Annotated in this window: 25 protein-coding genes and 1 pseudogene; 25 read left to right on the top strand and 1 reads right to left on the bottom strand. The window is 39.9% G+C overall.

Annotated features, from left to right (window positions below):
- Positions 1 to 15: 15 nt before the first annotated feature.
- The gene (gene queA / locus HMPREF9188_RS06700; RefSeq protein ID WP_009730346.1) at positions 16 to 1,044 is read right to left on the bottom strand and encodes a tRNA preQ1(34) S-adenosylmethionine ribosyltransferase-isomerase QueA; all 1,029 of its coding nucleotides are present in this window, start codon (positions 1,042 to 1,044) and stop codon (positions 16 to 18) included.
- 149 nt (positions 1,045 to 1,193) lie between these two features.
- Between queA and HMPREF9188_RS06695 the strand changes: the two genes are divergently transcribed.
- From HMPREF9188_RS06695 to HMPREF9188_RS06575, 25 genes and pseudogenes are all read left to right on the top strand, one after another.
- Positions 1,194 to 1,901, top strand: a complete 708-nt coding sequence (locus HMPREF9188_RS06695) for a glucosamine-6-phosphate deaminase (RefSeq protein ID WP_009730345.1) — start codon at positions 1,194 to 1,196, stop codon at positions 1,899 to 1,901.
- Positions 1,902 to 2,153: 252 nt separating this feature from the next.
- Positions 2,154 to 2,621: pseudogene (locus HMPREF9188_RS06690) on the top strand (class I SAM-dependent methyltransferase).
- A gap of 13 nt (positions 2,622 to 2,634) precedes the next feature.
- A complete protein-coding gene (locus HMPREF9188_RS06685) occupies positions 2,635 to 3,255 on the top strand; it encodes a Type 1 glutamine amidotransferase-like domain-containing protein (RefSeq protein ID WP_009730344.1) in 621 nt (206 codons plus the stop codon).
- A 117-nt stretch (positions 3,256 to 3,372) separates the two neighbouring features.
- Positions 3,373 to 3,930 carry a hypothetical protein gene (locus tag HMPREF9188_RS06680; protein WP_009730343.1) on the top strand — a complete coding sequence of 186 codons (558 nt, stop codon included), beginning with the start codon at positions 3,373 to 3,375 and terminating at the stop codon, positions 3,928 to 3,930.
- A 93-nt stretch (positions 3,931 to 4,023) separates the two neighbouring features.
- Entirely contained in the window at positions 4,024 to 4,200 is a 177-nt protein-coding gene (gene rpsU, locus HMPREF9188_RS06675; protein WP_000048054.1) for a 30S ribosomal protein S21, read from the top strand.
- A gap of 131 nt (positions 4,201 to 4,331) precedes the next feature.
- Positions 4,332 to 5,267: an HPr(Ser) kinase/phosphatase gene (gene hprK, locus HMPREF9188_RS06670; protein ID WP_009730342.1), complete on the top strand. Its 936-nt coding sequence runs from the start codon at positions 4,332 to 4,334 to the stop codon at positions 5,265 to 5,267.
- Positions 5,260 to 6,048 carry a prolipoprotein diacylglyceryl transferase gene (lgt, locus tag HMPREF9188_RS06665; RefSeq protein WP_009730341.1) on the top strand — a complete coding sequence of 263 codons (789 nt, stop codon included), beginning with the start codon at positions 5,260 to 5,262 and terminating at the stop codon, positions 6,046 to 6,048. The genes hprK and lgt overlap by 8 nt, the downstream gene beginning before the upstream one ends.
- Complete coding sequence (locus HMPREF9188_RS06660) at positions 6,049 to 6,432, top strand: DUF948 domain-containing protein (protein WP_009730340.1); 384 nt, start codon at positions 6,049 to 6,051, stop codon at positions 6,430 to 6,432. It begins immediately after the preceding gene.
- Between the two features lie 15 nt (positions 6,433 to 6,447).
- Positions 6,448 to 6,846, top strand: coding sequence for a YtxH domain-containing protein (locus HMPREF9188_RS06655; protein ID WP_000517391.1), 399 nt, complete (start codon positions 6,448 to 6,450; stop codon positions 6,844 to 6,846).
- Positions 6,847 to 6,919: 73 nt separating this feature from the next.
- Positions 6,920 to 8,050, top strand: coding sequence for a radical SAM family heme chaperone HemW (gene hemW / locus HMPREF9188_RS06650; protein WP_009730339.1), 1,131 nt, complete (start codon positions 6,920 to 6,922; stop codon positions 8,048 to 8,050).
- A gap of 4 nt (positions 8,051 to 8,054) precedes the next feature.
- Positions 8,055 to 8,792, top strand: coding sequence for an acyl-[acyl-carrier-protein] thioesterase (locus HMPREF9188_RS06645; RefSeq protein ID WP_009730338.1), 738 nt, complete (start codon positions 8,055 to 8,057; stop codon positions 8,790 to 8,792).
- A 10-nt stretch (positions 8,793 to 8,802) separates the two neighbouring features.
- Positions 8,803 to 9,576, top strand: a complete 774-nt coding sequence (locus HMPREF9188_RS06640) for a TIGR01457 family HAD-type hydrolase (protein WP_009730337.1) — start codon at positions 8,803 to 8,805, stop codon at positions 9,574 to 9,576.
- Entirely contained in the window at positions 9,566 to 10,183 is a 618-nt protein-coding gene (locus tag HMPREF9188_RS06635) for a TIGR01906 family membrane protein (protein WP_009730336.1), read from the top strand. Before HMPREF9188_RS06640 ends, HMPREF9188_RS06635 begins: the two co-directional genes overlap by 11 nt.
- A 220-nt stretch (positions 10,184 to 10,403) precedes the next feature.
- Positions 10,404 to 10,805: a Spx/MgsR family RNA polymerase-binding regulatory protein gene (locus tag HMPREF9188_RS06630; protein ID WP_002875821.1), complete on the top strand. Its 402-nt coding sequence runs from the start codon at positions 10,404 to 10,406 to the stop codon at positions 10,803 to 10,805.
- Complete coding sequence (locus HMPREF9188_RS06625) at positions 10,806 to 11,084, top strand: UPF0223 family protein (protein WP_001041968.1); 279 nt, start codon at positions 10,806 to 10,808, stop codon at positions 11,082 to 11,084.
- Complete coding sequence (locus HMPREF9188_RS06620; protein WP_009730335.1) at positions 11,074 to 11,847, top strand: inositol monophosphatase family protein; 774 nt, start codon at positions 11,074 to 11,076, stop codon at positions 11,845 to 11,847. Before HMPREF9188_RS06625 ends, HMPREF9188_RS06620 begins: the two co-directional genes overlap by 11 nt.
- Positions 11,848 to 13,152 (top strand): RsmF rRNA methyltransferase first C-terminal domain-containing protein, encoded by a 1,305-nt coding sequence (locus tag HMPREF9188_RS06615; protein ID WP_009730334.1) that lies wholly within the window; start codon positions 11,848 to 11,850, stop codon positions 13,150 to 13,152. It begins immediately after the preceding gene.
- Positions 13,153 to 13,360: 208 nt separating this feature from the next.
- Positions 13,361 to 14,239 (top strand): phosphate ABC transporter substrate-binding protein PstS, encoded by an 879-nt coding sequence (locus tag HMPREF9188_RS06610; RefSeq protein ID WP_009730333.1) that lies wholly within the window; start codon positions 13,361 to 13,363, stop codon positions 14,237 to 14,239.
- Positions 14,239 to 15,156 carry a phosphate ABC transporter permease subunit PstC gene (gene pstC, locus HMPREF9188_RS06605; RefSeq protein ID WP_001070951.1) on the top strand — a complete coding sequence of 306 codons (918 nt, stop codon included), beginning with the start codon at positions 14,239 to 14,241 and terminating at the stop codon, positions 15,154 to 15,156. The genes HMPREF9188_RS06610 and pstC overlap by 1 nt, the downstream gene beginning before the upstream one ends.
- A complete protein-coding gene (gene pstA, locus HMPREF9188_RS06600) occupies positions 15,146 to 16,030 on the top strand; it encodes a phosphate ABC transporter permease PstA (RefSeq protein WP_009730332.1) in 885 nt (294 codons plus the stop codon). Before pstC ends, pstA begins: the two co-directional genes overlap by 11 nt.
- A 10-nt stretch (positions 16,031 to 16,040) precedes the next feature.
- A complete protein-coding gene (gene pstB, locus HMPREF9188_RS06595; protein ID WP_009730331.1) occupies positions 16,041 to 16,844 on the top strand; it encodes a phosphate ABC transporter ATP-binding protein PstB in 804 nt (267 codons plus the stop codon).
- A 12-nt stretch (positions 16,845 to 16,856) separates the two neighbouring features.
- On the top strand, positions 16,857 to 17,615 hold the full coding sequence (pstB, locus tag HMPREF9188_RS06590; protein WP_000138671.1) for a phosphate ABC transporter ATP-binding protein PstB: 759 nt from the start codon (positions 16,857 to 16,859) through the stop codon (positions 17,613 to 17,615).
- Positions 17,616 to 17,626: 11 nt separating this feature from the next.
- Positions 17,627 to 18,280, top strand: a complete 654-nt coding sequence (gene phoU / locus HMPREF9188_RS06585; RefSeq protein ID WP_009730330.1) for a phosphate signaling complex protein PhoU — start codon at positions 17,627 to 17,629, stop codon at positions 18,278 to 18,280.
- 350 nt (positions 18,281 to 18,630) lie between these two features.
- Positions 18,631 to 19,683 (top strand): DNA cytosine methyltransferase, encoded by a 1,053-nt coding sequence (locus HMPREF9188_RS06580; protein ID WP_009730329.1) that lies wholly within the window; start codon positions 18,631 to 18,633, stop codon positions 19,681 to 19,683.
- Positions 19,680 to 21,671, top strand: coding sequence for an ATP-binding protein (locus HMPREF9188_RS06575; protein ID WP_009730328.1), 1,992 nt, complete (start codon positions 19,680 to 19,682; stop codon positions 21,669 to 21,671). Before HMPREF9188_RS06580 ends, HMPREF9188_RS06575 begins: the two co-directional genes overlap by 4 nt.
- Positions 21,672 to 21,709 lie beyond the last annotated feature (38 nt).

Here is a 21,709-nt window from a genome sequence, read left to right as displayed (position 1 = left end):
TTTTGCTTATGAAAATTAATAGATAAACATGGCATCACCGAAACTAAAGAAGCGATAGCGTTCTTGAATAGCGTGCTGGTATGCATCTAAGACTAATTCACGGCCTGCAAAGGCAGAAACCAACATGACGAGAGTTGATTTTGGCAGATGGAAGTTGGTTGAAAAGGCATCCACAACCTTCCATTCGTAACCAGGTTTGATAAAGATATTGGTCCAGCCAGAATCAGCCTGGATTTGCCCATCAAACTTGGAACCAATAGTCTCTAACGTGCGGATAGAGGTGGTTCCGACAGCAATGACGCGGCCACCATTTTGCTTGACAGAGCGAAGGGTGGCCGCTGCTTCCTCAGAAAGTTGATAGAATTCTGAGTGCATTTCGTGTTCGTCCAGATTGTCCACAGAAACAGGTCTAAAAGTTCCTAAACCAACGTGGAGAGTCAAATAAACCAAATGGACACCCTTGGCTTGGATTTCTGCTAGCAGTTCTTTGGTAAAGTGCAGTCCAGCAGTCGGTGCAGCAGCAGAGCCACTTTCTTTAGCGTAGACCGTTTGATAGCGTTCACGGTCATCTAGTTTTTCGTGGATGTAGGGCGGTAGTGGCATTTCACCGAGACTTTCCAAAACTTCTAGGAAAATTCCTTGGTATTCAAAGCGGACAATGCGGCCCCCGTGAGTCAATTCTTCCGTAACGACAGCGCTGAGGCGACCATCACCAAAGTTGACCCGAGTGCCAACCTTGAGGCGTTTAGCAGGTTTAGCGAGAACCTCCCACTCATCTCCACTGGTATTTTTGAGTAGGAGAAGCTCCACATGGCCTCCAGTTTCTTCCTTTTGGCCATAGAGGCGGGCAGGGAGAACACGGGTGTCATTCATAACAAGAGCATCACCGGGTTCTAGCATATCGATGATAGAGTGGAAGTGTTTATCCTGCATTTCTCCCGTCTCACGATTAACGATAAGGAGTTTAGACGCATCCCGTTTTTCAAGTGGCGTTTGGGCAATTAATTCCTCTGGTAAGTGGAAATCAAAATCAGCTGTATTCATTTTTTCATCATTCTTTCTAAGTTCTAATCTTATCCATTATAACACGTTTCAAGTTTGGGCGCTCTTTTTTTAGAAATTAAATCGTTTTCACTTGACAAAAATTGGTCTATACCATATAATAAATATAGATTAAAACGGAGGATGAAAAGATGAAAGTTATTAAAGTTGAAAATCAAGTTGAAGGTGGAAAAGTTGCTTTTGAGATTTTGAAGGAAAAATTGGCCAATGGTGCTCAAACATTAGGACTTGCGACAGGGAGCAGTCCACTTGAGTTTTACAAGGAAATCGTTGAGAGTGACCTTGATTTTTCAAATCTAACCAGTGTAAACCTTGATGAGTATGTAGGACTTGACGGAGACAATCCTCAGTCTTACCGCCACTTTATGCAAGAACACTTATTCAACCAAAAACCATTTAAAGAAAGTTTCTTGCCTCGTGGGATTAAGGACAATGCTGAAGCTGAAGTAGAACGCTACAACCAAATTTTGGCTGACCATCCAGTTGATTTGCAAATCTTGGGAATAGGTCGCAATGGACATATCGGATTTAATGAGCCAGGAACTGCCTTTGATAGCCAGACACACCTTGTAGACCTAGACCAGTCTACAATCGAAGCCAATGCTCGCTTCTTTGACAAGATTGAAGACGTTCCAACTCAAGCCATCTCAATGGGAATTAAAAACATCTTGGATGCCAAGTCAATTATTCTCTTTGCTTACGGTGAGTCGAAAGCAGAAGCTATTGCTGGAACAGTAGCAGGCCCAGTGACTGAGAAGCTCCCAGCAAGCAGCCTACAAAACCACCCTGATGTGACTATTATTGCGGATGCTGAAGCGCTCAGCTTGCTTGAAAAGTAAAATTACAAGAACCACTTGCTCTTTGGAGTGAGTGGCTTTTTACTTCAAATGTTCACTATCCTGCTAAAGTGGTATAATATAGCTATACGAGGAGGCTCGAATTTGATTTATATAATCAGTTTTATTTGTTTTTTACTTTTAATGTTACTATTTAGTCGCTTAATTCAGCAATCAAAGAATCCTTCGGGCTTTCTAGGGAAACGAATGATGAAATTGTGGAATAGAGCCTACCTTCCCATGTTTGTATAGGCAATTCGTTATCTGGATAGAACATCTTACCCTGCAATCTTAGATGTAGGAGTTGGAAACGGCCGTTCAACCATCCTGCTGAAAAAACCCTTTCCGCAAAGTACCATAACTGGAATCGATATTTCAGATACTGCAATAGCTCAAGCTAAACAGATAAAGATGACTAATCTAAATTTTGAACGAAGAGACGTTAGGGAGACAGGCTTTTCTGATGAAAGTGTTGATTTAATCACAGCTTTTCAAACTCATTTTCATTGGCAGGATCTAGAGGCTTCTTTTATGGAACTTCGAAGAATACTCAAATCAGACGGGATGCTCTTACTGGCTTGTGAATATAACAAGTTGTCTTACTTTTTACCAGAGGTCTAAAACGAAGAAGCATTTAGACGATTCTTGTTATCAGTAGGGTTTGAGCTCGTAACTTGTCAAAGAAAGGGATCATGGATCCTTTATAAAATTGTTAAACATTAATGGAGGTACAATCATGAAACAATTATTTTTATGTTCATACTTTGCTGAAGTCAAAAAGCTTTTTAGCGATTATGCAAAGGAAAAGAATCTAGAAAATAAGGTTTTATTTATTCCTACCGCTGGGAACAAAGAGGACTATACTGCCTATATCGATGAGGCTCAGCAAACATTCAGGGATTTAGGATTTGAGATAGAGGTTCTGGATATTGCTTCTTGTGATCGAGAAACTGCTCAGGCAAAGATTTTCCAAAGCAAGATTCTTTATATCTCAGGCGGGAATACCTTTTATTTATTGCAAGAATTAAAGAAAAAACAACTCCTATCTCTCATCAAAGAGCAAATAAGAGATGGACTGGTCTATGTGGGAGAATCAGCAGGGGCTATCATTACAGCCAAGGATATTGACTACAATAAACTCATGGACGATAAGACGGTAGCGACAGAGTTATCTGATACAGCGGGATTGGATGAAGTGGATTTTTATATCCTTCCACATTATGGCGAGGAACCTTTTACTGATAGTAGCAAAAAGACCTTTGAAACCTATAAAAAGCAGCTTGAATTGCTACCACTTCATAACCGCCAAGCAATCATCGTTAACGATGAGCAAATAGATATCTTGACAATAGAATAAAAGCGTGGTTGGAAGAACATTAATATTTTACCAATAAAACGATTAGAAGTTGATAACTCACTTGGTGGGAATCTGCTATGGATGAATTAATTTTATGAATTCAAGAAGGGAAAAGTTATGAAAATAAAAACGTTAGATAAAATAGGCGGTGTTGTTTTCTTGTTTCTAACGATTGCTATCATTGTCGTTTTTTTATCAGATAGGAGCTTTTTTGAGTGGGCGTTTACTAGACACCAGAATACTCTGAGTTGGTATATTCGCCCTCTCTTTATTATTCCAATTGTAATGGGAGCTTATAAAAAATCCTATAGCCTGATTTTCTTTTCTATATTTTGCCTATTTACTAGTATGTTCTGGTTCCCAAAGCCGGAAATAGTTGATGTAAAAGTAATTGAGTTTTTGAATTTTGAGAAGACTTATTTTACGAGCGGATGGAGTATTGAAAAAGTTATCATTTTGGCAACAATTCTAGCATTTTTTACAGCTATTATATCCTTAACATGGAATAGACGTTGGTATGGATTATTAGCAACGGTAGTAATTGGAGCGTTTCTGAAGGTTGCCCATAGTCTTTTATTTAGTGGAGGAAGTGGCATATCGATTGTAAAACCAGCTGTTTTAGGATTGATTCTCTGCATCTTAGTGATTTATTTCATCTTCAAAAGAAGAAAGTAAAAATAATAAAAGTTTATGGTCGCTTTTCTCTTGACAATTATTCACTTTGTGTGTAAAATGGAATAGATCTTGAACTTGAAGGGAGTGAAAAAAATGTCTAAAACAGTAGTACGTAAGAATGAATCTCTTGACGATGCACTTCGTCGTTTCAAACGTGCGGTTACTAAAGCTGGTACTCTTCAAGAAACACGCAAACGTGAATTCTATGAAAAACCTTCTGTAAAACGTAAACGTAAATCAGAAGCAGCTCGTAAACGTAAAAAATTCTAATTTGAAATGAAAGGCTAGACTTGTCTAGCCTTTTTTCTTTCCAAATAAATACTGTAAATCCTGCAAAAAAAGGAAACTTCCTACCACAATTTGATATAATAGTAGGGAGAACTCGATTGAAGGAGGAAATTATGTCGGTTTTAGTAAAAGAAGTCATTGAAAAGCTCAGATTAGACATTGTTTACGGTGAAGGTGAATTACTTGAAAAAGAAATCAATACTGCAGACATTTCTCGACCAGGTCTTGAAATGACGGGCTATTTTGATTACTATACTCCGGAGCGGCTTCAACTGTTAGGGATGAAGGAGTGGTCCTATTTGGTCGCCATGCCTGCCCATAACCGTTATCAAGTTTTGAAGAAAATGTTTCTACCTGAAACACCCGCTGTCATCGTTGCTCGTGGCTTGGTAGTGCCAGAAGAAATGTTGAAAGCTGCTAGGGAATGTAAGATTGCGATTTTAACCAGTCGAACATCAACCAGTCGTTTATCTGGAGAGTTATCTAGCTACCTTGATTCCCGTTTGGCTGAACGTACGAGTGTGCATGGTGTCTTGATGGACATCTATGGCATGGGTGTCTTGATCCAAGGGGATAGTGGTATCGGTAAGAGCGAGACAGGTCTTGAGCTTGTGAAACGTGGGCACCGTTTGGTAGCAGACGATCGTGTAGATATCTTTGCCAAGGATGAAATGACCCTTTGGGGAGAGCCCGCTGAAATTTTGAAGCATTTGCTTGAGATTCGTGGAGTGGGTATTATTGACGTGATGAGTCTCTACGGAGCAAGTGCTGTAAAAGATTCTTCACAAGTTCAGTTGGCTGTTTACTTGGAAAATTATGATACCCATAAGACCTTTGATCGTCTAGGAAACAATGCTGAAGAACTCGAAGTTTCTGGTGTAACGATTCCGCGTATCCGCATTCCAGTAAAAACAGGACGCAATATCTCTGTTGTTATTGAGGCGGCAGCCATGAACTATCGCGCTAAAGAAATGGGATTTGATGCGACGCGTTTATTTGAAGAACGCTTGACTAATCTCATCTCCAAAAATGAGGTGAAAGATGATTAATCCAGTTGCATTTGAAATCGGTCCTTTTTCCATTCGTTGGTATGCTTTGTGTATTGTGGCTGGATTGATCTTGGCTGTCTACCTTGCCATGAAAGAAGCTCCTAAAAAGAAAATTCTATCAGATGATATCTTGGATTTTATCCTGATTGCTTTTCCGATAGCTATTTTAGGTGCTAGACTATACTACGTACTCTTTCGCTTAGATTATTATCTGCAAAATCCAGGTGAAATCATTGCCATCTGGAATGGAGGCTTGGCCATTTATGGAGGTTTGATAGCAGGGGCTATTGTCCTTTATATCTTTGCAGATAGAAAGCTGATTAATACTTGGGATTTCTTAGATATTGCAGCACCAAGCGTCATGGTTGCCCAAAGTTTAGGACGCTGGGGGAACTTCTTTAACCAAGAAGCCTACGGTGCAGCAGTAGATAGTTTGGATTATTTGCCAGGCTTTATCCGTGACCAGATGTACATTGAGGGTAGCTACCGTCAGCCGACCTTCCTATATGAGTCGGTTTGGAATCTGATCGGTTTTGCTTTAATCTTGATTTTTAGAAGAAAATTGAAGGGAATCAGACGTGGTCAGATCACTGCTTTCTACTTGATTTGGTATGGCTTTGGTCGTATGATTATCGAAGGAATGCGGACGGATAGTCTCATGTTCTTTGGCCTGCGAGTTTCCCAATGGTTATCAGTTATCCTTATCGGACTCGGTATTTTTATCATACTTTATCAAAATCGAAAGAAAGCCCCTTTCTATCATACAGAGGAGGAAAAATAAATGTTAGAAGTTGCATATATACTTGTTGCGATTGCTTTGATTGTCTGTTTAGTCTATTTGACAATCACGATTCAAAAAGCCGGTCGTATGATTGATGAAACAGAGAAAACCATCAAAACGTTGAGCTCAGATGTGAACGTTACCTTGCATCAGACCAATGAATTGTTGGCTAAGGTCAATGTGTTAGCAGACGATATCAATATCAAAGTTGCGACGATTGATCCACTCTTTACGGCTGTGGCTGACTTATCTGAGTCAGTATCTGATCTCAACCAACATGCACGTGTTTTAGGTAAAAAGGCTTCATCTGCTGGTTCAAAGACCATTAAAACAGGTGCAGGATTGTCCGCTCTTCGTGTCGCAAGTAAATTTTTCAAAAAATAAAAAAGGAGAAATCTTATGGGAAAACTATCCTCTATCCTTTTAGGAACAGTTTCAGGTGCAGCTCTTGCTTTGTTTTTGACGAGTGACAAGGGTAAGCAAGTTTGTAGTCAAGCTCAGGATTTTCTAGATGATTTGAGAGAAGATCCAGAATATGCTAGAGAGCAGGTTTGTGAAAAACTAACAGAAGTGAAGGAACAGGCGACGGACTTTGTGCTGAAAACAAAGGAACAAGTAGAATCTGGTGAAATCACTTTTGATAGTGTCCTTGACCAAGCTAAAAACTGTGCTCGACAAGCTACAGAAGCGTCAAAGGAAACCTTTAACAATCTCAAGGAGCAGTGGCAAGAACAGTCAACAACTCCAGACGTTGCTGAAGACCAAGAAGAAATCATCATCGATATTACTGAAGTATAATGCATCACCATCTCTGGTTTTTGGAGATGGTGATTTTTATCTGCAAGCCTGTCTTTATGGTATAATAAGTACTATGCAGAAAAAACCAACGTCCGCCTACGTGCATATTCCCTTTTGCACTCAGATTTGTTATTATTGTGACTTTTCAAAAGTATTTATCAAGAATCAACCAGTAGATAGTTACCTGGAGCATCTGCTAGAGGAGTTTCGTTCTTATGATATCCAAAAGTTGCGAACTCTCTACATTGGAGGTGGGACGCCAACGGCTTTGTCAGCTCCGCAATTAGAAGTGCTCTTGGATGGCTTGACTAAAAATCTAGACTTGTCTGTCTTGGAAGAGTTGACCATTGAAGCAAACCCAGGAGACTTGGATGTGGATAAGATTGCGGTTTTGAAGCAGTCACCAGTCAATCGTGTTTCCTTGGGTGTGCAGACTTTTGATGACAAAATGCTGAAAAAAATTGGGCGCAGTCACTTGGAGAAGGATATTTATGAAAATATCGACCGTCTTAAATTGGCTGGTTTTGACAATATCTCCATCGACTTGATTTATGCATTGCCTGGTCAGACCATGGAACAAGTAAAGGACAATGTAGCTAAGGCTATCTCGCTTGATATTCCTCATATGAGTCTTTATAGCTTGATTTTGGAGAATCATACGGTCTTTATGAACCGCATGAGACGAGGGAAATTGCTTCTGCCTAAGGAGGAACTGGAGGCTGAGATGTTTGAGTACATCATCGCAGAACTGGAGCGAGCTGGTTTTGAGCATTATGAGATTTCCAATTTCTCTAAACCCGGATTTGAAAGTCGCCACAATCTCATGTACTGGGACAATGCTGAGTACTATGGTATCGGTGCGGGCGCTTCAGGTTATGTGGACGGAGTTCGTTATAAAAACCACGGTCCTATTCGACATTATCTCAGTGCGGTAGAGGCAGGAGATGCTCGGATAACCGAAGAACACCTGAGCCAAAAGGAGCAGATGGAAGAAGAAATGTTTTTGGGACTCCGCAAGAAATCTGGGGTTTCCATGGCTAGATTTGAGGAAAAATTCGGACGTTCCTTTGAAGGACTTTATGGCGAAATCATCAGAGACTTGGTTCAACAAGGCCTTATGCAGATTGATGGTGATCGTGTCCGAATGACAAAGAGAGGTCTCTTTCTGGGAGACACCGTAGCAGAACGATTTATTTTGGAGTAGAACAATGGGCTTAACTTATCAGATGAAAATGAAAATTCCTTTTGATATGGCGGACATGAACGGTCATATCAAACTTCCAGATGTGATTTTGCTGTCCCTGCAAGTATCAGGTATGCAGTCGATTGAGCTGGGAGTCAGTGACAAGGACGTCTTGGAACGCTACAATCTGGTCTGGATTATCACGGATTATGAGATTGACGTGGTACGTTTGCCTCGCTTTGCTGAAGAGATTACGATTGAAACGGAAGCCTTAACTTACAATCGTCTCTTTTGCTATCGTCGCTTTACTCTCTACGATGAAGCAGGTCAAGAAATCATTCGCATGGTAGCAACCTTTGTTCTCATGGACAGAGATAGTCGTAAAGTCCATGCTGTCGAACCGGAGATTGTTGCGCCTTATCAGTCTGAGTTTGATAAAAAACTCATCCGTGGGCCAAAGTATGCAAATCTAGAAAACTCGATCAGTAAAGACTACCATGTTCGTTTTTACGACTTGGATATGAATGGTCATGTTAACAACAGTAAATACCTGGATTGGATTTTTGAGGTCATGGGAGCAGACTTTTTGACCAAGTATATTCCAAAGAAAATCAATCTCAAATATGTCAAAGAAGTGCGACCAGGTGGCATGATTGCTTCAGCTTATGAACTCAAGGGGCTAGAAAGCAAGCATGAGATTATCAGTGATGGCGAGATCAATGCCCAAGCTATGATTACGTGGCAAGAAATTGAAGGCAATTAGAAAGGGCGATATGGCTTATAAAGGTTATTTAATTGATTTAGACGGAACCATTTACAAGGGGAAAGACCGAATCCCGGCAGGAGAGGCTTTTGTGCATGAACTGCAAAAGCGAGAAATTCCTTATCTCTTTGTAACCAACAATACAACCCGAACTCCAGAGAGTGTTCAAGAGATGTTGGCTCAGAATTTTAATATTAATACCCCTCTATCGACTGTATACACAGCAACTCTGGCAACCATCGACTATATGAACGATTTGGGACTGGAAAAGACAGCCTATGTCATTGGTGAAGCAGGGCTCAAGGGTGCTATCCAGGCGGCAGGTTATGTCGAAGACAAGGAAAATCCAGCCTATGTGGTCGTTGGACTGGACTGGCAAGTTGACTATGAAAAATTTGCCACAGCAACTCTAGCCATTCAAAAGGGAGCCCACTTTATAGGAACCAATCCTGACCTCAATATCCCGACGGAACGTGGTCTCTTGCCTGGTGCTGGTTCACTAATTACACTTCTTGAAGTCGCTACACGGGTCAAACCAGTATATATCGGAAAACCGAATGCTATCATCATGGACAAGGCGGTTGAACACTTAGGTTTGAAAAGAGAAGAATTGCTCATGGTTGGGGATAACTACCTGACAGATATCCGAGCAGGGATTGACAATGGTATTCCAACTCTCTTGGTGACGACAGGTTTTACCAAGGCAGAAGAAGTGGCTGACCTGCCAATCGCACCAACTCATGTAGTTTCTAGCCTTGCGGAGTGGAATTTTGATGAAAACTAAACTAACCTTTTGGGGAAGTATGCTCTTTTTCCTCTCCCTGTCTATTCTCTTAACCATTTATCTGGCATGGATTTTCTATCCCATGGAGATTCAGTGGCTGAACTTAGCGAATCGAGTCTATCTAAAGCCAGAAACCATTCTGTATAACTTTCATATCTTGATGAATTACCTGACCAATCCCTTTAGTCAGGTCTTAGAGATGCCAGATTTTCGTTCATCAGCGGCTGGTTTACATCACTTTGCGGTGGTGAAGAATCTCTTTCACCTAGTTCAGCTAGTTGCCCTAGTGACGCTACCAAGTTTCTATTTCTTTGTTAGAAAGATTGTGAAAAAGGGTTTTCTCCCCTTATATCGTAAAAGTATTTTGACTCTAGTACTATTGCCCCTTATCATTGGGGTTCTGGGAGTGTTGATTGGTTTTGAGCAATTCTTTACTCTTTTCCATCAGATTCTCTTTGTTGGAGATGATACCTGGCTTTTTGATCCAGCAAAGGATCCCGTTATTTGGATTTTGCCAGAGACTTTCTTTCTCCATGCCTTTTTACTTTTCTTTGCTTTGTATGAAGGAATGTTTGGTTTCCTTTTTGTTAAAGCTTCAAGGAAATAGTGGAAAAAATTCTGTATTTTTAATAAAAAACGAGAGAAGTTGCTCTACTCCCTATTTATTGTTAGGTTATCCTAAAGATAAACTTGCAAAGCAGGAGATTTTTGCAGAAAACAGTCTATTTTCTATGAAAAAATAGGCTTTTTTTCTAAAAATACCTAGTCAAGCGCTTTATTTTTTTGTATAATAGAAATAGCAAGTATAGATAAAAGAAGAGAAAAGCATGATTACACTATTTTTATCACCGAGTTGTACATCATGTCGTAAGGCAAAGGCTTGGTTAGAGACGCATAAAGTGCCCTTTCAAGAGCATAATATTATGACTAGTCCTTTAACAAGAAAAGAATTACAACATATTCTTTCCTTGACCGAAAATGGTACTGATGACATCATTTCAACTCGTTCAAAAATTTTTCAAAAATTGGATATTGATGTAGAGAGTATCTCGGTATCGGAGTTGCTTCAGTTGATTGAGCAATATCCTAGTCTTTTGCGTCGCCCAATTATTACAGATACCAAACGCATGCAAATTGGTTTTAATGAAGATGAGATTCGTGCTTTTCTCCCTCGTAGTTACCGTAAACAAGAATTGAAAGAAGCAACATTGAGAGCTGGTATAGGATAGATGAACAAACAGTATAGTTACCCACTAGATTTGTCGTGGAGCACTGAAGAACTTGCTTCAGTGCTTTCTTTTTTTAATGATGTTGAAGCTGCTTATGAAGATAAGGTAGAAGCAAAAAAGCTGCTAGAGTCTTACAAGGAATTTAAGTCTGTGGTTCCGAGCAAAAGTGAAGAAAAGCGCCTAGGTCGCGAATTTGAGACGGCTAGCGGTTATTCCTTCTATCATGCAGTTCAATTAGCAAAAGAAAAAAGAGAAGGGAAGATTTCTCTTGGAAACTAAATTTGAATTTGCCAAACAGATTGTGCAGGAAGCTGCTGCCTATATTTTGGCTCACATGAAAGAAGATTTGCAGGTTGAGTGCAAGTCTTCACCTACTGACTTAGTGACACGTTTGGACAAGGAGGTCCAGGAACTCTTGGTTGATCGGATCAAGTCCTCCTATCCTGAGGACTTGATTTGCGCGGAAGAGGGCTGTTTGCGTGCTGCGGTCGATCAAGGCTCTGTTTGGGTGATTGATCCCATTGACGGTACCAATAACTTTGTCGCTCAGCAGGAAGATTTTGCCGTGATGTTGGCTTATTTTGAGAATGGTGTGGGCAAATTTGGCATCATCTATGATGTTATGAAAGGTGATTGTTACCATGGTGGTGGTGCCTTTCCTCCTTGTCGCAATAATGAGCCCTTACCGCCTTTTAAAAAGAAGCCCCTCAGAGAATTCCTGGTTGCTGGTAACTCAGGTATGTTTGAAAGCAATGAGTGGGGCCTGGCGGATTTGGGGCGAGCAGCGTTGGGAGTCCGTGTCTACGGCAGTGCGGCCATTAGTTTTGCCAAGGTTTTATCGGGTCGTCTTCTGACTTATATTACCTACTTACAGCCATGGGATTACGCTGCGGCCAGTATCTTAGGGGAAAGTCTGGGTTATCGTCTTCTTACAGTATCAGGTGAGCCCGCTGATTTTAAAACGCGTCAGCCTGTCATGATGGTGCCAATCGAGATGCAAGAAGTGATTCAGTCTTATATCTACGAAAGGAAAGAGAACTAAATGCAATTTCCAGAAGGATTTGTTGAAAAATATGAAGCGATACTAGAAGATGAGGCAAGAGATTTTCTTGCCTCTTTTAAACAGGAAGCGGTATCGGCTTTTCGGGTCAATCCCTTAAAAGAAAGTCAGTTATCGTTTGCAGATGCTATTCCAAATACACTTTGGGGGTATTATGGTAAAGTTTCTGGGAAGTCACCAGAGCACGTGACAGGTTTCGTTTATTCGCAAGAGCCTGCAGCCCAAATGGTGGCCCAGGTGGCTCAACCAAGTCCTGGCATGAAGGTCTTGGACTTGGCGGCAGCACCAGGGGGAAAATCCACTCAATTAGCAGCTTATCTGGCTAATCAGGGAGTCCTTGTTTCCAACGAAATTTCAAGCAAGCGTGCTAAGATTTTAGTGGAAAATATGGAGCGATTTGGAGCGACAAACGTTGTCGTGACTAATGAATCTGCTGACCGCTTGGCCAAGGTTTTTAAAGGTTACTTTGATGTGATTGTCCTTGATGCACCTTGCTCGGGTGAAGGGATGTTTCGTAAGCAGCCCGATGCTATGGATTATTGGAGTACCGATTATCCGAGCCAATGCGCTAGTCTCCAAAGAGAAATTTTAGAAGATGCAGTGACCATGCTTGCTGAGGGTGGCCGTCTGGTCTACTCGACCTGTACTTGGGCACCTGAGGAAAATGAAGAAATCGTCCACTGGTTACTGGATACTTATGATTTTGAACTGCTTCCAGTCGAGCATGTGAACGGTATGCTAGCAGGAATTGATCTTCCTGAAACGGCGCGAATGTATCCTCATCATTTCAAGGGAGAAGGCCAGTTTGTTGCCCACCTGCAGTTTAAGGGAGAAAATCCAGCACCCAAATTCAAAGCTAGCAAGAGCAATCTCAGTCGGGAACAGCAGAACTTGTGGCATGATTTTGCCCAAAAACATCTCAAAAGGTCCTTAACTGGTATCTTGCAGACTTTTGGAGATCAACTCTATCTCTTGCCAGAGATGCTACCTGATCTAGGGAAACTCAAAATTGCCCGAAATGGACTTCATCTGGGGACGTTTAAGAAGAAACGTTTTGAACCAAGCTTTGCTCTGGGATTAGCCTTGAAACCAAGCCAAGTAAAACAAAGTGCTGAAATCAATGATGAGGACTTTGTAAAATATGTGGCTGGTGAGACCGTTCAATTGTCTGAAGCTCAACCAAATGGCTGGTACCAAGTTGTGGTTCAAGGAAACGGATTAGGCTTTGCCAAGGTAACGGGAAATGTTTTGAAAAATTATTATCCAAAAGGGCTCAGATTCAGGTGAAAAAGCTAGTCAAAGAGCCTATTCTATGTTATAGTGGAAATATGAGTTTTTTCTGATAGTCTTTCATTATTACTTGTATTATACGATGGAATTGTCCGCTCCTAAGAATGTCTAAAAAATAAAGCGGGACAACCATTGATGATAATTGGATGATCAGGACAAACGGAAGAAATCAGAACATTTATCATTATGTTCAAGGAGAATAACAGTGAAAAAAAGAAAAAAGCTCGTCATGTCTCTCGCAGCTCTTTTGATGGCAGGTTCTCTAGCAGGATGTGCTAGCTGGATTGATCGTGGAGAATCCATGACAGCTGTTGGTTCAACTGCCCTTCAGCCTCTGGTCGAAGCAGCAGCAGATGAATTCGGCTCTAGAAACATCGGAAAAACAGTCAATGTTCAAGGTGGTGGATCGGGTACAGGACTATCCCAAGTCCAGTCTGGAGCAGTTGACATCGGGAACTCTGACGTTTTTGCTGAGGAAAAAGATGGAATTGACGCTTCAGCGCTTGTGGATCATAAGGTTGCAGTGGCTGGTCTTGCAGTGATTGTAAACAAGGAAGTGGATGTTGAAAATCTCACAACCGAGCAACTTCGCAAAATTTTTACAGGTGAAGTGACCAACTGGAAAGAAGTTGGGGGCAAAGACCTGGCAATTTCAATCATCAACCGAGCAGCAAGTTCTGGTTCACGAGCGACGTTTGATACGGTCGTTATGAATGGCCAATCGGCAATGCAGAGCCAAGAACAGGATTCTAACGGGATGGTCAAGTCCATTGTATCCCAAACTCCTGGAGCCATTTCTTATCTAGCCTTTGCCTATGTAGATGATTCCGTGAAAAGCATGAAACTGAATGGGTATGAACCTACGTCTGAAAATGTAACGACCAACAACTGGCCTTTGTGGTCTTATGAACATATGTACACACTCGGTCAGCCAAATGAGTTAGCTGCTGAATTCCTGAATTTCGTCCTCTCAGATGAAGCCCAAAATGGAATTGTTAAGGGCATGGGCTATATCTCTATCAATGAAATGAAAGTCCAAAAGGATGCTTCAGGTACCGTTACAGCAGTAGAAGGAGGTCAATAATGAATCAAGAAGAATTATCTAAAAAATTACTCTCTCCTTCAAAGAACTCTCGCCTTGAGAAGTTTGGTAAAGGTTTGACCTTCACCTGCCTTTCTTTGATTGTCATCATTGTGGCGATGATTTTGATTTTTGTAGCCCAAAAAGGCTTATCAACCTTCTTTGTCAATGGAGTGAACATCTTTGATTTCCTCTTTGGACAAACTTGGAATCCTTCAGGGAAACAATTTGGTGCCCTTCCGATGATTTTGGGTTCCTTTATTGTGACGATTTTATCTGCCCTCATCGCAACTCCCTTTGCCATTGGTGCTGCAGTCTTTATGACTGAAGTATCACCAAAGGGTGCAAAAATCTTGCAACCAGCCATTGAACTTCTCGTCGGGATTCCTTCAGTCGTCTATGGATTTATCGGTTTGCAAGTTGTGGTGCCTTTTGTTCGTAGCGTCTTTGGTGGAACTGGGTTTGGGATCCTGTCAGGGATTTTCGTTCTCTTTGTCATGATCCTACCAACTGTAACCTTTATGACAACAGACAGCTTGCGTGCTGTTCCTCGTCATTACCGTGAAGCTAGTTTGGCTATGGGAGCCACTCGTTGGCAAACCATCTGGCGTGTGACCTTGAAAGCAGCACGTTCAGGTATTTTCACAGCAGTGGTCTTTGGGATGGCGCGTGCCTTCGGTGAAGCTCTTGCTATTCAGATGGTTGTCGGAAACTCAGCAGTTATCCCAACCTCGCTAACAACACCTGCTGCGACTTTGACTTCTGTTTTGACTATGGGTATCGGAAATACCGTCATGGGAACGGTTGATAATAACGTTCTCTGGTCACTGGCCTTAGTCTTGCTCTTGATGAGTTTGGCCTTTAACAGTGTGATTAAGTTGATTACGAAAGAAAGAGGAAAGAAAAACTATGCACGCTAAGAAATTAGATAAACTTGCAACAGCTGTCCTCTATACCATCGCTGGTATCATTGTTGCCATCTTGGCATCCTTGATTCTCTATATCTTGGTGAGAGGGTTACCGCACATCTCTTGGTCTTTCTTGACTGGAAAATCATCCTCTTATCAAGCAGGTGGGGGTATCGGGATTCAGCTTTATAATTCCTTCTTCCTTTTAGTCATTACCTTGGTTATTTCTGTTCCTTTGTCCATGGGAGCGGGGATTTTCCTAGCTGAGTATGCAAAAAAAGGACCTGTGACCAATTTCATTCGTACCTGTATTGAGATTTTGTCTTCTCTACCATCAGTTGTTGTGGGGCTCTTTGGTTACTTGATCTTTGTAGTCCAGTTTGAGTATGGATTTTCAATCATATCAGGTGCCTTGGCCTTGACGGTTTTTAACCTTCCTCAGATGACTCGAAATGTTGAGGACAGCTTAAAACACGTTCACCATACACAGCGTGAGGCTGGATTGGCTCTTGGGATTTCTCGTTGGGAGACTGTGGTCCATGTCGTCATTCCAGAAGCCCTTCCAGGTATCGTCACTGGTGTTGTCTTGGCATCTGGTCGTATCTTTGGTGAGGCCGCCGCTCTTATCTATACTGCAGGACAATCCGCTCCAGCTCTTGACTGGTCTAACTGGAATATCCTCAGTGTTACCAGTCCCATCTCAATCTTCCGTCAAGCAGAAACCTTGGCGGTCCACATCTGGAAGGTCAACAGTGAAGGAACCATTCCTGATGCTACCATTGTATCTGCTGGTTCTGCCGCTGTGCTCCTCATCTTTATCTTGATTTTTAACTTTGGAGCACGCAAACTCGGAAGCTATCTACACAAGAAATTAACCGCTGCCTAAAGGAGAAGCCATGTCAAAATATAACTGGGATGAAAAGCATATCATCACCTTCCCTGAAGAAAAAGTGGCCCTCTCTACCAAGGATTTACATGTTTACTACGGTAAAAATGAATCCATCAAGGGCATCGATATGCAATTTGAAAGAAATAAAATAACGGCCTTGATTGGTCCTTCCGGATCTGGGAAATCTACCTACCTTCGCAGTCTCAATCGGATGAATGATACCATTGATATTGCCAAGGTCACAGGTCAAATCCTCTACCAAGGGATTGACGTCAACCGTCCAGAAATCAATGTCTATGAGATGCGCAAGCATATCGGAATGGTCTTCCAACGTCCAAATCCATTTGCCAAGTCTATTTACCGTAACATCACTTTTGCTCATGAACGTGCAGGAGTCAAGGATAAGAAAGTCTTGGATGAAATTGTCGAAACCTCTCTCCGACAGGCTGCCCTTTGGGATCAGGTCAAAGATGACCTCCACAAATCAGCCTTGATGCTCTCTGGTGGACAGCAACAACGTCTCTGTATTGCTCGCGCCATCTCTGTCAAGCCAGACATCCTCTTGATGGATGAGCCAGCGTCAGCCTTGGATCCGATTGCGACAGCCCAGCTGGAAGAAACCATGTTGGAGTTGAAGAAGGACTTTACCATCATTATCGTGACCCACAGTATGCAGCAGGCAGCGCGTGCAAGTGACTACACAGGATTTTTCTACTTGGGCGATTTGATCGAGTATGATAAGACATCCAATATTTTCCAAAATGCTAAGTTACAGTCAACCAATGACTATGTAACGGGACACTTTGGTTAGAAAGGAAGCAGTATGACAGAACCGATTTTGCAGGTTAAAGACCTGTCCGTTTATTACAATAAAAAGAAGGCTTTGAATAGTGTTTCCCTTTCTTTCCAACCTAAGGAAATAACAGCCTTGATTGGTCCTTCTGGATCAGGAAAGTCCACCCTGCTCAAAGCCATCAACCGCATGGGCGATCTAAATCCTGAGGTGACAACAACTGGAACAGTGATTTATAATGGCCACAATATCTACAGTCCACGTACCGATACGGTTGAATTGCGTAAGGAAATCGGTATGGTCTTTCAACAGCCCAATCCTTTCCCTATGTCTATCTATGAAAATGTTGTCTACGGCCTACGTATCAATGGAGTCAGGGATAAACATGTTTTGGATGAAGCGGTGGAAAAGGCCTTGCAACGCGCTTCTATTTGGGATGAGGTCAAAGATCGCTTGCATGATTCAGCCATTGGTCTCTCAGGTGGACAACAACAACGTGTTTGTGTTGCTCGTGTCTTAGCAACCAGTCCAAAAATCATCCTCTTAGATGAACCAACTTCAGCTTTGGATCCTATTTCTGCAGGTAAGATTGAGGAAACCTTGTATGGTCTGAAGGATAAATACACCATGCTCTTGGTAACGCGTTCGATGCAACAAGCCTCACGTATCTCTGATAAAACAGGATTTTTCCTAGATGGGGATTTAATCGAGTTTAACGATACGAAGAAGATGTTCCTAGACCCGCAAAACAAGGAAACAGAAGATTATATTACAGGAAAATTTGGATAAGGAGTTGAATGATGTTACGATCTCAATTTGAAGAAGATTTAGAGAAATTGCACAACCAGTTCTATGCCATGGGACAAGAAGTGCTCTCGCAGATCAATCGTACAGTGCGTGCCTTTGTTACGCATGACCGTGATTTGGCAAAAGAAGTCATCGAAGACGATGCAGAAGTAAATGAATATGAAGTGAAGTTGGAAAAGAAATCATTTGAAATGATCGCCCTCCAACAACCTGTTTCGCAAGACCTTCGTACCGTCTTGACCGTTCTAAAGGCAGTTTCAGACGTGGAACGCATGGGAGATCATGCAGTGTCTATCGCTGAGGCGACTATTCGTATGAAGGGAGAGCAACGTATCCCTTCTGTTGAAGAAGAAATCAAAAAGATGGGACGCGACGTGAAAAACTTCGTTGAATCAGCTCTAGATCTCTATCTCAACGGTTCTGTGGATCAAGCCTACGAAGTAGCGGCGATGGATGAAAAAATCAACCATTACTTTGATAGCATCCGTGATTTGGCTACAGAAGAAATTAGGAAAAATCCTGAAGCCATCGTTACAGGCCGTGATTACTTCCAGGTCATTTCTTTCTTGGAACGTATCGGAGACTACGCAAAAAATATCTGTGAATGGGTTGTTTACTTTGAAACAGGTAAGATTGTCGAACTATAAAGTATTCAAATGATAAAATGATTGTGAAAGCTTACTTTTTAATATAGTAAGCTTTCGTTGTATTGATGGTTTATTTTGTCAGAGGTGAGTAATGTACTACATACAGAATATAAGAAAAAAGCAGGAAAAGATAAAATAATTTTAAATTTTACCTGTGGAATATTAAGTCAATCAGGAAAAATTTTATTACAAAAACGAGCAGATAAAGGAACGTGGGGATTACCAGGTGGTGATGTGCATAATAACAGGTGTTTAAAACGTTGATAAAATAAGAGGTTGAGTTTTTACCAATTATATATACTGTAAAAAGTTCAAAAAGAATGCTATAATTTAAAATGGAGGATATTGCCATGAAAATTAATGCTGTAGATTTATTTTGTGGTGTTGGAGGGTTGACCTGTGGTGTTCAGCAAGCAGGTATAAATGTAATAGCAGGTTATGATATAGATCCTCGTAGTCAATTTGCATACGAATTTAACAATAACGCGAGATTTATTTTAAAGGACATAAAAAAAATAGATAGCAAGGAAATTACTAATCTTTTTCCAGATGATACTGATATAAAAGTTTTAATGGGATGTGCTCCATGCCAACCCTTTTCAACATATAGTCATAAGTATAAAAATAATGAGAATACACTTCAAAAGATGGATCTTTTAGATTATTTTGGCAAACAAATTGGATATGTCCAACCTGACATTGTTTCGATGGAAAATGTTCCACAAATGGTCAATGAAAAGGTATTTGATAAATTTATCCAGATTTTGAATGATAATAATTATTTAATTGATTACAAAGTGGTATTCGCGCCAGATTACGGTGTTCCTCAAAAAAGAAAGAGATTATTGCTTTTAGCTTCAAAATTAGGAGAAATCAAATTAATTCCTGCTCAATTTAATAAAGATAATTACCCTACACTTCGAGATACAATTGGAAATTTACCAAAATTGAAGGCAGGAGATACTGATTTAAGTGATCCTCTTCATAGAAGCAGAAATATATCTGAACTGAATATGAAGAGAATAAAACAGTCAAAACCTGGTGGAACTTGGAGGGATTGGGACGAGGAACTATTACTGGAAGCTTATAAGAAAAAAAGCGGAGCTTCTTTTGGATCAGTATATGGTCGTTTAGAGTGGGATAAACCTGCTAATACAATTACAACACAATTCCCAGGAATAGGAAATGGGCGATTTGGACATCCTGATCAAGATAGAGCTTTAAGTCTACGTGAAGGTGCAATGTTACAAACATTTCCGAGAGATTACTTATTTACACAACCTGAACTTGGGGGAAACTATCCAATAGCACAAGTTGCATTACAAATTGGGAATGCTGTTCCTCCGAAGTTAGGTGAAGTTATTGGAAATAGTATATTGAAGCATTTGGAGAAAATTAAATGAGTATTGAAAAAATTGACTTGCAAATTGCCTATGGTGCAGTAAAGCATTTTGGTAGAAATTTATATACATCAAATCCACCAGCAATCACAGAATTGATTGCAAATTCTTGGGATGCTTATTGTACAGAGTGTAATATTTTCTACAATGATATTGAAAATGATGGGGATAAAAAAACTTCTTTGCTAATTGTTGATGATGGTATTGGTATGACAGATGAAGAGTTGTCTGGGAGATATGCTATTTCTGGTACAGAAAAAAATACTGATTCAGTTAGACGTCCTGATGGAATTACACTTAGACCTTATATGGGGAGAAAAGGTATCGGAAAATTTTCAGCATTTAGTTTAGGTGATAGTTATGTACTTTATACAAAGAGTGACATAGATACTCAATGGAAAAAGATGATTTTTAATTATGAATTATTACTTGAAGACAGACCGACTGTTCCAATTGCTGTGGAATATATTGATTCATTGCAAGAATTAAAAAAGTTCTTCCCAGATTTAGAAGAAAATACTACTGGAACAATTGTTTATATACCTGAGATGAGAAGAAAAATCATTTCATCAAGTATTGAGGGATTGAAGAATTTAATTTCTAGAAGATTCTCGATAAATGTAATTAATAACCATGATTTTAGTCTTAAAATTAATTCTGAAATTGTAGATTTGAGTCAGCATTTTTACGATGATAATTTAGAGTTTGTTTATTATTTCGGTACAGAGTTAGAAGAAATCAAACAACGCTTCCCTAATATTCCAGAAAATAATTTTTACAAAGAAGATGATGAATTCTTTACAAATTATTCAATTAGTGGATGGCTTGGTACTGTTGAAATTCCCAGTCAATTACTTGCTGATGAAAATATAAGTATTTCAGGTGTAACAGTCTATATTCATGGAAAATTAGCTGATGAGGATATTTTACGGGATAAATTAAAAAATAGGATAACAAATTCATACTTTTTAGGCGAAGTCAACGCAGATTTTCTTCAAAATGAAGAAGAAGACCCTGTGCTTAGTAGTAGAGAGGGTTTGAATAAAGAAATACCAAATGTCAAATTATTAATTGAAAAACTATCTAAAATTAGTAATAAGTTAAATGCAAATTGGAATAATTTACGTGCTAATAGAGTTAGAGAAAAACTAAATTATCTTGATAAAATGTTAAGTACTGATAGCGGATTGGGGACCGCATTCAAATTTTATAGCGAAAAACAGCAAAAACAGGTTGCAAAGCTTGCACAAAGAGTTTTTGATAATGATGAAAAATATTCAGATGCTGAATATAGGGTTTATGGACAAGCAATCTTTGCACTTGTAAATAATAAAGTTATAAATGAAATTACTATAGATACAGATACGGATACTTTTGGAGAGATCTTAGAGAAGTTCTATAGCTTATTTGAGAAAACGGAACTAAATGCTGCTTTACGTATGAAATCTAATATTGAAGATCGTATTAGTATTATCAATAAACTAAAACTAATTATTGACGATGAGGAAGTTGAGAGTGTTTTTGAGGAACATCTAGCTAAAAATCCATGGTTGATTAATCAATATTGGGATAAACCAAGTAATGAAATAGTGATTGAAACACAAAACAAATATAAAGCAATTATTCAAGAACGTAAGGTTAGTGGAAGAACCGATATTATTACAAAAGTTGCAGATGAGCCTTATCCAATTATCTGTGAGCTAAAAAGAGAGAAAGTTACTGCGTACTCTACACCTGAAATTTCCGAAATAACCAATCAGATCTATAAATACAGACGATTTATTAGTGATGAAATAAACCGATCAAATAATCCTTTAAGAATCTCAAATACTAAGGATATAAAAGCTTATTTTATTTGTGGTGAGAAATCTAAGGAAAAACTAGAAGATTTAGATTTAATTGAATTGAAAAATAACAATATCGAATTAAAAACATATCAAGAGATTATTAGACAAGCTGAAAGAGTTTATAGTGATAGAGTAAGAGAGTAAATTTTTTTATTTAATAAGCCTTATTCCCCTTACCGTGG

The sequence above is a fragment of the Streptococcus sp. F0441 genome (assembly GCF_000314775.2).
Lineage (GTDB): Bacteria > Bacillota > Bacilli > Lactobacillales > Streptococcaceae > Streptococcus.
Note: the sequence above shows the minus strand (reverse complement) of the source record. Positions and strands in the feature narration are given on the sequence as shown.